10 protein-coding genes are annotated in these 12,148 nt (G+C 40.6%); 6 read left to right on the top strand and 4 right to left on the bottom strand.

What is annotated here, in order from left to right; all coding sequences use genetic code 11:
- Positions 1-69: 69 nt before the first annotated feature.
- From mraY to rsmH, 4 genes are read right to left on the bottom strand one after another with little or no spacing between them, the layout of a single operon-like run.
- Positions 70-1,050, bottom strand: coding sequence for a phospho-N-acetylmuramoyl-pentapeptide-transferase (gene mraY, locus D7D54_RS07775; RefSeq protein WP_049510480.1), 981 nt, complete (start codon positions 1,048-1,050; stop codon positions 70-72).
- Position 1,051: 1 nt separating this feature from the next.
- The gene (gene pbp2x, locus D7D54_RS07770) at positions 1,052-3,304 is read right to left on the bottom strand and encodes a penicillin-binding protein PBP2X (RefSeq protein WP_120719165.1); all 2,253 of its coding nucleotides are present in this window, start codon (positions 3,302-3,304) and stop codon (positions 1,052-1,054) included.
- A 3-nt stretch (positions 3,305-3,307) separates the two neighbouring features.
- Positions 3,308-3,625 carry a cell division protein FtsL gene (gene ftsL / locus D7D54_RS07765; protein WP_020902171.1) on the bottom strand — a complete coding sequence of 106 codons (318 nt, stop codon included), beginning with the start codon at positions 3,623-3,625 and terminating at the stop codon, positions 3,308-3,310.
- Between the two features lie 9 nt (positions 3,626-3,634).
- Positions 3,635-4,585, bottom strand: coding sequence for a 16S rRNA (cytosine(1402)-N(4))-methyltransferase RsmH (gene rsmH / locus D7D54_RS07760; RefSeq protein ID WP_000159419.1), 951 nt, complete (start codon positions 4,583-4,585; stop codon positions 3,635-3,637).
- A gap of 166 nt (positions 4,586-4,751) precedes the next feature.
- Between rsmH and D7D54_RS07755 the strand changes: the two genes are divergently transcribed.
- From D7D54_RS07755 to D7D54_RS07730, 6 genes are all read left to right on the top strand, one after another.
- Positions 4,752-4,946, top strand: coding sequence for a helix-turn-helix transcriptional regulator (locus D7D54_RS07755; protein ID WP_001082471.1), 195 nt, complete (start codon positions 4,752-4,754; stop codon positions 4,944-4,946).
- Positions 4,947-4,961: 15 nt separating this feature from the next.
- Positions 4,962-5,504 carry a DUF3278 domain-containing protein gene (locus tag D7D54_RS07750; RefSeq protein ID WP_120719164.1) on the top strand — a complete coding sequence of 181 codons (543 nt, stop codon included), beginning with the start codon at positions 4,962-4,964 and terminating at the stop codon, positions 5,502-5,504.
- Between the two features lie 10 nt (positions 5,505-5,514).
- On the top strand, positions 5,515-5,841 hold the full coding sequence (locus tag D7D54_RS07745; RefSeq protein ID WP_120719163.1) for a hypothetical protein: 327 nt from the start codon (positions 5,515-5,517) through the stop codon (positions 5,839-5,841).
- A 26-nt stretch (positions 5,842-5,867) separates the two neighbouring features.
- Positions 5,868-6,446, top strand: coding sequence for a DUF3278 domain-containing protein (locus D7D54_RS07740; RefSeq protein WP_120719162.1), 579 nt, complete (start codon positions 5,868-5,870; stop codon positions 6,444-6,446).
- Positions 6,443-6,919, top strand: a complete 477-nt coding sequence (locus tag D7D54_RS07735; RefSeq protein WP_120719161.1) for a glutathione peroxidase — start codon at positions 6,443-6,445, stop codon at positions 6,917-6,919. The genes D7D54_RS07740 and D7D54_RS07735 overlap by 4 nt, the downstream gene beginning before the upstream one ends.
- A 343-nt stretch (positions 6,920-7,262) precedes the next feature.
- The coding region (locus tag D7D54_RS07730) for an alpha-L-fucosidase (protein WP_120719201.1) at positions 7,263-12,148 on the top strand (4,886 nt) is incomplete at its 3' end.

The raw sequence follows: 12,148 nt of genomic DNA, 5'->3' as shown, positions 1-12,148 counted from the left end.
TTAAGCACACAAAAACCAGGATGAAGATCAACTTCATCCTGGTTTCTTTTATCAATAAAAGATTATTTTTCACAGTAGGTATAAAAAGGCTAGCGTCAAAAGACTTGCTAGGAGTCCCACTCCCCAAAAGAAGAAGTCAACCTTCCACTCGCTCCAAGGACTTCCCTTACCAGACAATCCTCCAAGCTCAAAATGATGATGCACAGGCGTCATACGAAAAATACGTTTACCACCTGTCAGTTTGAAATAACTGACTTGCATCATAACCGAAGTTGTTTCAAAGACATAAACAATTCCGATAATCAAGAGAGTCCATTCTTGGTGGAGGGCCATAGAGATAGCTGCCAGCATTCCACCTAGGGCCAAACTTCCCACATCCCCCATAAAGACTTTAGCAGGCTTATGGTTAAAGACGAAGAAACCAAGCAAACCACCAATCATGGCAAGAATCACTAGAAGGATATCCATCTGACCTTGCACATAGGCAATAACTCCATAGGCAGACAAGCTAATCACAACGGAAATACTCGCTAGACCGTCAATACCATCTGTCAAATTCACTGCGTTTGAAAAACCAACTAGCCAGAAAAGAGCGAAGATAATATAGAAAATCCCTAAATGCACTTGGTAGCCAAAGACAGAGAGCATATCGCCCCCACGCTCATAAAAAAGGTAGAAAATGACTCCACCTAGCAGCTGAAGAGCCAATTTCTGTTTGGGATTAAGGCCCTCATTGATTTTACGGAAGACCTTGAGGAAGTCATCTAAAAAACCAACCAAACCATACAAGACCAAAATAAACAAAACCATACCAACATTATTGGTCAATTGTTTTGAAAAAAGAGCGACGAGGAAACTCACCACAACTGCAGCAATGAGGAAAACAAGTCCCCCCATTGTAGGAGTCCCAGCTTTTGCCTGGTGCTGTTTGACATCCTCATGCATCTGCTGGCCTGTAATTTGCGCCTTTCTATAAAATTGGATAAAGGCCGGAATTCCTACTAAAGTTAGTAAAAATGTCACAATTCCAGCACTGATGGAACTAATCATGTTAATCTCCTAAAGTTAATTTAATTTTTTTAATGTTTTTGATAGCTGTATTGGTCCGAACGTCTTGCTTTTGGACGACGGAACCTGAACCTTCAAATTCTAGCTCAATATCCAACCATTTAGCAAAGGTCTCAGCAGTCTCTTTTTTCCAGCCATACATATCTGGAATTTCTTCTACCTTATCCGATAAAAGGAGAACTTGTTGGTTTGGTGCAAGATTGGTCCCTTCGTCTACAGAAGTCTCTTTAATCTTTGTTCCAGTACCTACAACGATTGGTTGCACAATATTTCGGCGTAAGGCTTCCGCCAACTCACCAGGTGAAATATCCTTGATGCTAGGCATTGCATAAGAAGATTCTGTCGTAACTTTATCTAAATTCTTAGCTGGAGATTGAAGGTTCAGAGATTCTTTCATCGCTGAAGCCCGCTCCAAGATTGGATTGGAAAACTCTCCCAACTGGGCAGCTGAATAATGCTCAGGCTGTTGAACCGTTACATACAAGATAAAATCAGGATTTTCAGCAGGATTCATAGTCACAACTGAGAAAATATAATTGGTAGAACCAACCAAGTAGCCTCCATTTTTCTCATCAGCGATTTGAGCCGTACCGGATTTAACTGCTACATTTTGTCCAGGAACTGTTATAATTGGCTTTCCTGTGTAGTGATTATACATAGTTCCATATAGAGGGTCCGTCCCAACTAATATCATGTTAGTACGAGTCAAGCTTGCTGCATCTTCAGATACAGGTTTTCCTACAATCTCTTTTTGAGACTTTCGTACAGACTGATTGTTAGTATCATAAATAGCACTTATAAATTTTGGCTCCAACATAACCCCATCGTTGGCAATGGCTGTAAAAGCACGTAGCATCTGGGTCTGCGTTACAGAAATCCCCTGACCAAATGCACTCATGGCAATATCGACAATATTATCTGCAGGCAATTGACCTGAATACTCATCAGTCAGACCAAAACGCGTCGGCACCCCAAACTTAAAGCGATTGAGATAATCCAACCAAGTAGCATCTCCCATTTTTTGTTCAAGTAGACTCATTCCAACATTACTGGAGAGAGCGAAACCTTGTAAGAAAGTCATCATCCTACCAGTAGTCAAACCAGCATTAACATCCCAATCTCGAATCGTCGCATCCGCTATTTTTAATTCACTGCTATTGAAGTATTCTCCACTTGGGAAGGTATTATTATCAATAGCAGCAGCGAGCGTCATAACCTTCATGGTTGACCCCGGCTCATAGTTACTTTGATAGAGGATATCACGCCAAACAAAGTCCTTAGTCAGCCCTTCCTTAGTATCAGCATCGAAGGTTGGTCTCTGCGTCGTTGCAAGAATTTCCCCTGTTTTAGCACTGACCAAGGTTGCTGTCATATACTTGCCTTTTACTTTCTCTTGAAAGGCATTCATCTGTGTTTCCATGAAAGATTGGAGCGGGCTAGACAATGTTGTATAAACATCCTTGCCATCCACAGTTTGTTGCGACACCTGTTCTGTACCTGGTACGATATTTCCTACACGGTCTTTTTCATAGGTAATAATACCGTCTGTCCCAGCAAGAATGGTATTTAAAGAACTCTCCAAACCAGAAGTCCCTAACAAACTCTTACTACCATCCTCATTTTCATGAAGTTGGGCTAAGCCAATAAAGCTAGAAGCAAATTGTCCATTTGGATAGCTTCTGTTAGGGCTAGTTGTAAAGTCAATCCCTTCCACACTAGCATCTTTCAAATCTTTTTTAATAGCCATCATATTGGCATAGGTAATCCCATTTCCTTTTGCACCAAAGGAAACTTGGGTCAGATTTGGTTGAGCTAATTGCTCTTTCACATAAGCTTCATCCATGTCTAAATACTTATGGAAGACTTCAGCTACCTTATTAAACTGCGAATCCTCTACATAAAGAATTTTTCCAGTTGCTGACTTGTATTTTTTATCAATAACAGCATAGACGTTATAAGAGGTCGCATCTTCAGCGATTGGCACTCCATTTCGGTCATAGATAGTCCCACGTTTGGCAGGAACTGTTCGGGTTGTTTGGTGAACCTTTTTAGCCTCTTTAACCAAGTCAGTACCAAATATATTACCTTTTGCTATAATATACGCAAAATTAGCCAAAAAGATAGCGAAAAGTACGACAGCTAACAAACTGATGTACTTGCCGACTATTCTACGGTTTTCTGCTGGAGATTTACGATTTTTTAGCGCAAATCGGGTTATTTTTTCTGTCCATTTCATATCTTACTCCGCTGTTCGGATATTTTCGTTATTCAATTTCAAATCTTTTTTATCTGCAATCTCTTTCAAGCGCTCTGAACGAATCAATTCATTCACTTCCTGCTTGGCATCGTCCAGCTCTGTTTTCTTTTCCTCTATCTGCGCATTGATTTTTGTCAAATCACTTTGCACTTGCAAAAGTCGTGTTTGCATAAAGATAATGCTCACTGCTAAGACGAGAGCCGTAAAAGCGATGGAAAGATAAAAAGCCTTCTCCACACGGGAGAATTTTTTGATACGACTCTGCAAGAATTGACTGGTTGTTTCTTTTTTATCTACCATTTTTTCCTCTTACTTGTGAATTTTTCTGGCCACGCGCAACTTAGCTGAGTGCGAGCGGTTATTGGCTTCTAATTCTTCTGCACTTGGCAAGATTGGCTTACGGGACACCAATTCCATCTTGGGCTTGAGATCATCTGGGATGAAAGGCAAGCCTTTTGGAACTTCAACCGTTGAAGCTTCCTTGAACAATTGCTTGGTCAAGCGGTCTTCTAGTGAATGGAAGGTAATCACTGAGATTCTACCATCTAGAGCCAACATCTCCATAGCCTGCTGGATAGATTCATCTGCCGCCCCCAGTTCATCATTGACTTCAATTCGAATAGCCTGGAAAATCTGCTTGGCAGGATGGCCCTTCTTCTTGAGCTCCTTGGCAGGTTTGGCCGACTTGATAATTTCTGCTAACTCAGTCGTTGTCTCGATTGGCTTGACTTCACGTGCTTGTTCAATCTTACGCGCAATCTGTTTAGAGAATTTATCCTCGCCATACTTAAAGAAAATACGAACCAAGTCATGATAGTCGTAGTGATTCACCACTTCATAGGCTGTCAGACTAGCATCCTGATTCATGCGCATGTCCAGTGGCGCATCCTTTTTATAAGAAAAACCACGCTCTCGCTGGTCTAGCTGAGGACTAGACACTCCCAAGTCATAACAAATTCCATCAATTTCCTGAACACCAGCTTCGTGCAAACGTGTCTGTAAATGACGGAAGTTATCCTTGATAAAGGTCACCATTCCCTTTTCAATGTAAGGTGCCAAACGTTTTTGCGCATTGTCAATGGCATTCTGGTCCTGATCAAAGGCATAGAGATGGCCTTTTTCACTTAATTTACTTAATAAATATTCGCTATGGCCCGCTCCACCCAAAGTCGCATCAACGTAGATACCGTCAGGCTTTACGTCGAGCATATCAATCGTTTCGTGGAGTAAGACCGTTACATGATGAAATTCTTTTGTCATATCTTATCTATTTTACCACAAATCTGACTAGCTTGCACTAGTCAGACAAATAGGCCAAAAACAAGTAAGATTTCTTTAAGAAATATGTCAAATATGCTTGACATCTACTCCATAGAAGAATATAATATAGTCAAATATATACGACACAAATCAGAAAGGAGTCCAGATGAATCGTGTGAAAGAATTTCGCAAGGAACTGGGCATTTCCCAGCTCGAACTCGCCAAGGATATCGGTGTCTCGAGACAAACCATCAATATGATTGAGAACGACAAGTACAATCCAACTCTGGAACTCTGTCTCAATCTCGCCCGCAGCCTCCAAACTGACCTCAACAGTCTCTTTTGGGAGGATAATTTTTAAAAAAGGAGCCAACTCATGAAAAAAGAAACCTTTACTGAAAAACTGATCAAACGCACATACGGCATTTCTGAGCCCCTTGACGAATACAAGCGGCGCGAGGCCGATCGTATCGGTAACCAAGTCTTTATCATCCTCTTTTATCTGATGATTTTCGGAAATCTTATTCCACTCGTTCTAGCCTATAAATATCCTCAACTAGTGGCTCTAGTCTATCCTCCTCTAATTTTAGTGATTGCCCTCATCGCTGCTGGATATCTCACCTATCAAATGCAAAAAACAGGGATTACAACTATTGAACCAGATATGCTGAGCGAGAAAGAAAGTAAGCAACTACACTACCCAGGTCTTAAAGCAGGTTTGTTCTTTGGTCTATGGATGTTTTTTATAACTCCTCTTCTCCATATACTCATAGGTGAAGGTCAGGACTATTTTCAGTCTCTTCTCACTATAAGAAATGGTGTATCAAGCATTCTCGGTTCTATTTTCTTCGGAGCGAGCATACAGTTCCTCATCTCCCGTCGCATTGAAAAAGCTAAAAAAGAGCAAGATGAGGATTAGGAGGTGCCCTATGAAATCACTAGTAACTTTACTTACCTATCATCTTTTGTTTGCTTCACTGGTCATCTTCATCATCGTTTCAGGGAACTTGCCAATCTACGATATAGTCCTCCTTCCAGTCTTTGTTCCAGCCCTCAACAAAGGATTGACTTATCTAAAAATCGACTCCCCAAAAACGCGCATACTCAACTTAGCACTAATCTTTATGATTCTATCCTTACCACAACTGACGCTCATTTCAAGCAATTGGAAATATTATATACTGCTAACTATCGCTATCCTTTCTTCTATTACTTATCTTTATTATCTCTATCAATTCGTAAAAGAAACAAAATAGCATCGTTCATTTAGGAGAAATCACCCATGAAAAAAGAAGACTTAACAACTCGCCTACTTCGAAATTTCTTTCATATCCAAGGCCCTTTTGATGAATGCCGTCAAGAGGTTATCTACAAGGCTTGCGCCCGTTCCATGATCCAAATCTTTTACTCTTCCTTCATTCTCTTCCTATTCTATATTTTGTTCGGAAGCTTTATAGAAATTGTTCGAAATGTTATGCCCTACATCTATTTTGGACTCATTTTGTTCATGAGTATAAAAGCTCAAAAAGCCGTCAAAGAACTCCATCTTGAAAAAGATGACAAGTCAGAAATCATCCTTAAAACCTACAGCAAGAGCCAAATCAAATTCCGAAGCTGGGTTGTGTTTATTGGCCTTCAGATTGGCCTCTTTACCCTACTCATCTTTCATAAAGTCTTCGTTCAGCAGATGTCACTTCCAGATTTTGTGAAGTTACTCATGCAATTCGATAAAAGTGTTCCTTTACTGATGTATGGCCTGATTATCGGTAGCATTTTTGGAACCCTGACCTACGGCTTTCTATCACTACAGGAGGAAAAAACTCCTAAAAATACCAAACAGAAGGAGAAAAGCAAGCAATGACTTCACTATACGATTTTTCAGTCTTGAACCAAGACAATCAAGAAACCTCACTAAATGCCTATCGTGGTAAGATTCTCTTGGTTGTCAACACTGCTACTGGATGTGGTTTAACACCCCAGTACCAAGGTCTCCAAGAACTCTATGACCGTTATCAAGACCAAGGTTTTGAAATTTTAGACTTCCCTTGCAATCAGTTTATGGGACAAGCACCAGGCAGTGCAGAGGAAATCAACAGCTTCTGTAGCCTACATTATCAAACCAGCTTCCCACGTTTTGCCAAGATCAAGGTCAACGGTAAGGAAGCAGATCCCCTCTATGTCTGGTTGAAAAACCAAAAATCTGGCCCACTAGGAAAACGAATCGAATGGAATTTCGCTAAGTTTCTCATCGGTCGAGATGGGCAAGTCTTTGAGCGCTTTTCTTCCAAAACAGACCCAAAACAAATTGAAGAGGCGATACGTAATCTACTCTAAATTTCGTTAAAATCCCTCCTTCTATGTTCCACAAAATAGCAGGAGGGATTTTCTTTAAAAAGTAAAGAAATTTCTTTAAATTAGATGGATTTTCTTGCATTTCTCTATTGCATTTCTTGGAATAATTTAGTATATTTGTTATATTAAAGATTTTTAGGTCATTTTTAAGATTAAGATGGCAATTTAAATTTTTTTATCTCAAAATGAAAGCGCTTAAATATGGGAAGGGGTTAGTCTCAAACTATTGCACAAAATTTAACTATCGCTAAAAAAAAAATCGTTTCCAAGTCATACTTGGGCTCAGACAGTAGCTGACTGTCTTTATTCAAACTAGGAGTACATTATGAATCGATACCTTTTTGAAAAAGGGCAAACTTTTAGCATCAGAAAATTAACCGTTGGAGTTGCTTCGGTTATGGTCGGGCTCGCTTTTTTTGCATCTGGTACAGCACTAGCTGACGAAGCAAAAATTGAAGCTACAAGCTCTCAACCAAATGTAGAAAAATTGGCCGAAGTTGAAAAAACCAAACCAGAAGTCAAAAATGAAAGTCCTGTAATTTCTACACCCCAAGAGTCAGAGAAAGAAGAGAAAACTATTAAACCAGTAGAGAAAAAAACTGTAGCAGAAACTAAAACTACTGACTTGCTTCCTGAAGAAATCCACGATCAAGCTTATCCTAATACACCTGTTAAAAATATAGATACTTCAGTAATCGTAGACAAGAAGGATAGCCCTAAAATTGAGACAGAAAGCATTCTAAAAAACAAGGAAGAACTTCCAAAGGAAGCTGAAAATGGTAATCGTGCGATTATCAACGGTGGTCTAGATTTGAAGCACGTCCCTTATGAAGGACAACCTGCTACTGCTGCTAGTATGATTTACACTATTTACAATGGTGGTTCCCAACGCTATATCGTGTCTGGTTCTGGTATTTTTGTGGCACCAAATGTCATCTTGACTGTTGCCCACAACTTTTTAGAATCAAACCGTGATACAAAAGAAGGACATATTCGAGGCGGAGATTCTGCTAAGTTTTACTATAACCTCGGTTCTAATTCTGCTGTTCGCAATTCTCAACCTGTAACGGGTAATACTACTCTTTTCAAAGAAGAAGATATTCATTTTTGGAACAAGAAAGAATTTGGAAAAGGATATCAAAATGACTTGGCTGCTGTTGTAGCACCTGTTCCTCTTCAAATCGCTAGTCCAAATAAAGCTGCTACCTTTGTTCCCTTGGCAGAAAACAAAACCTATCAACCAGGGGACCCTGTTAGTACGATTGGGTATCCAACTGACTCAAGCTCACCTGAGCTCAAAAAACCAATTGTAGCTGGTCAACTTTACAAGGCTGATGGTGTCGTGAAATCTGTTGATAATTATGATGATAAAGGCTCAAAAGGCATCACCTATCATATGACTTCTGTTTCAGGCCTTTCAGGTGCTGGTATTATCAACGGAGATGGGAAAGTAGTCGGTGTTCACCAACATGGCACAATCGAAAACGGCATCCCTGACAAAGACCGTTTCGGTGGTGGGATCGTCCTCTCACCTGAGCAAGTCAAATGGGTAAAAGATATTATCGCAAAATATGGCGTCAAAGGTTGGTACCAAGGTGATAATGGGAAACGATATTACTTTACTCCTGAAGGAGAAATGTTCAGAAATAAAACTGCTGTTATTGGTGAAAATCAATATTCTTTCGATGAAAATGGTGTTGCGACACTCATTAAAGGAATCGATTACGGACGTGTAGTTGTTCAACACGTAGATGAAACTGGTAATCCAATCAAAACTGATGATACTTTTGTTGAAAAAACTGAAGTTGGAACAGCTTTTGATTATGACTTCAAAAAAGAAATCGCTAAGACTGACTTCTATACAAAAAATCAAGAGAAATACCAGATTGTCTCTATTGATGGCGTCGAAATCAACAAACAACTCAAAGATGAGTGGACCTACAACGTCGTCAGCAAAACAGCTCCAGGAACACGGGTCATCAAGGTGGTTTATAAAGTGAATAAAGGTTCATTTGCCATTCATTATCGTTTGAAAGGCTCAGAGCAAGAATTAGCAGATGTTGTTACTGATAATAATGACGGAAAAGAATACGATGTTTCTTTTGTAAACACTTTTGAAGCAAAAGAAATCGCAGGCTACCGCGCGATCACTCCACGCTTAGAAGCCAGCATCCAGCACAAGGGTGTGAATGATGTTGTCTTTGAATACGAAAAAATCTCTGATAGCTCTAATCCGACTTCAACTGTTTTACCTGCTGCTCATCCAGAAGATAAGGAAACAGAAATCGGAAATCACGGTCCGCTTCCAAGCAAGGCTCAACTTGATTATCACAAAGAAGAATTAGCCGCCTTCATCCACTATGGTATGAATACTTATACTAATTCTGAGTGGGGACATGGAAATGAAGACCCAGGATACTTTAATCCAACTAACTTAGATACAGATCAATGGATCCGTACTCTAAAGGAAACTGGCTTTAAACGCACCATTATGGTAGTGAAACACCACGATGGCTTCGTTATTTACCCATCTAAATATACAAATCATACCGTAGCTGCAAGTCCATGGAAAGATGGTAAGGGAGACCTTTTAGAAGAAGTTTCAAAATCAGCTACTAAATACGATATGAATATGGGGGTTTATCTATCTCCATGGGATGTTAATAGTCCTAAATACAAGGTTGATACAGAAAAAGAATACAACGAATATTATCTCAACCAACTAAAAGAAATTCTTGGAAATCCAAAATACGGAAACAAAGGTAAATTCATTGAAGTTTGGATGGATGGAGCACGCGGTAGCGGTGCCCAGAAAGTAACCTACACCTTTGACGAATGGTTCAAATATATTAAGGAAGCTGAAGGAGATATCGCTATCTTCTCTGCACAACCAACAAGTATTCGTTGGATCGGAAATGAACGTGGTATCGCAGGTGACCCTGTATGGCATAAGGTCAAGAAAGCCAACATCACCGAAAATGTTAAGAACGAATACCTTAACCACGGTGACCCTGACGGAGATATGTACTCTGTAGGGGAAGCAGATGTTTCCATCCGCTCTGGCTGGTTCTACCACGATAATCAGCAACCAAAATCCCTCAAAGAATTGATGGATATCTACTTCAAGTCTGTTGGTCGTGGAACGCCACTTCTTCTCAACATTCCACCAAACAAAGAAGGAAAATTCGCAGATGCTGATGTGGCTCGCTTGAAGGAATTCAAAGCAACCCTAGACCAAATGTATGCGACTGACTTTGCCAAAGGAGCGACTGTAACAGCAAGTTCTACTCGTCAGAACCACCTCTATAAAGAAAGTCACCTGACAGACGGCAAAGACGATACCAGCTGGGCGCTCTCAAATGATGCCACAACAGGTAGCTTCACAGTCGATTTGGGACAAAAGAGACGCTTTGACGTTGTCGAACTCAAGGAAGACATCGCTAAAGGTCAACGTATCTCTGGTTTCAAGATTGAAGTCGAAATCAACGGTCGCTGGGTGACTTACGGAGAAGGTTCAACTGTTGGTTACCGTCGCTTGATTCAAGGCAAGCCTGTAGAGGCACAAAAAATCCGTGTAACCATCACCGGAGCTCAAGCAACTCCAATCTTAACCAACTTCTCAGTCTACAAGACACCAAGTAGTATCGAAAAGACAGACGGCTACCCTCTTGGACTTGAATACCACTCAAATACAACAGCGGATACAGCCGGTACAACTTGGTACAATGAATCTGAAGGTGTTCGTGGCACTTCTATGTGGACCAATCAAAAAGATGCCAAAGTAAGCTATACTTTCACAGGAACCAAGGCCTATGTCGTCTCTACAGTTGACCCAGGTCATGGAGAAATGTCCGTCTACGTTGATGGCCAAAAAGTTGCGGATGTGCAAACTAAGAACACTAGCCGTAAACGCAGCCAAAAAGTATATGAAACAGACGATTTAGCACCTGGCCAACATACCATTACCCTTGTTAATAAAACAGGTGAACCAATTGCTACAGAAGGGATCTACACCCTAAACAATGATAGCAAAGGAATGTTTGAACTTGAGTCTACTAACTACGAAGTCGAAAAAGGAAAACCAGTCACTGTTAAAATTAAACGTGTTGGTGGAAGCAAGGGAACTGCTACTGTTCGCTTCATCACAGAACCTGGAACTGGGGTTCACGGTAAAGTTTACCAAGATACAACTCAAGATGTGACTTTTGAAGATGGAGAAACAGAAAAGACTGTTACCATCCCAACGATTGACTTTACAGAACAAGCCGACTCTATCTTTGACTTCAAAGCCAAGCTCACTTCTGTCACTGATGGTGCCCTGCTCGGTTTTGCTACCGATGCAACCATCCAAGTGATGAAAGCTGAATTGCTGATCAAGGATCAAACAAGTTATGATGACCAAGCTAGTCAGTTGGATTACAGTCCTGGCTGGCACCATGAAACCAATTCAGCAGACAAGTACCAAAAAACGGAGTCTTGGGCTTCCTTTGGTCGCTTAACTGATGAACAAAAGAAAAAGACAACTGTCACAGCCTACTTCTACGGTACTGGACTTGATATCAAGGGCTATGTTGATCCAAATCATGGTATCTACAAAGTCTTCCTAGATGGCAAAGAAGTTCCTTACCAAGATGGCATGGGAAATGCGTCGACTATTGAGGGCAAGAAATACTTTAGCGGTCACGCTGCTCAACGCCAAGGCAATCAAACTCTGGTTAGCCTAAAAGGTCTTGATGAAAACTTGCACGCAGTCACCCTTCAACTAGATCCTGATCGAAACGATTTGTCTCGAAACATCGGTATCCAGGTGGATCAATTCATCACTCGTGGTGAAGGAAGCGAACTCTACAGCAAAACACAAATCCTTCAATCTCTCTCTAAATGGAAAGACGACTTATCTAACTTTGATCCAAGTGGTTTGAAAAATACAGCAACTGCACGTCAAGCATTTAAGTCTAATCTTGATAAACTCACTGCACAATTAAGTTCTGATACGGTAAATGTACAAGATGTGATGTCAACAGTCACTGCTTTGCAAGATATTCTTAGCAAAGACGAAAATTACCAAAAACCTGGAGACGAAACAAGTCCAGAACAACCGGTTGAACCAAAACAACCGGAACAGCCTGAAATCAATTATGATAAGGCTATGGCTAGCCTGACTGAAGCTATCGAGAAAAAAGTAGCTGAACTTGGTGCTAACAACGATGC

Origin of the sequence: Streptococcus chosunensis, from assembly GCF_003626515.1 — a bacterium.
GTDB classification, from domain to species: domain Bacteria; phylum Bacillota; class Bacilli; order Lactobacillales; family Streptococcaceae; genus Streptococcus; species Streptococcus chosunensis.
Note: the sequence above shows the minus strand (reverse complement) of the source record. Positions and strands in the feature narration are given on the sequence as shown.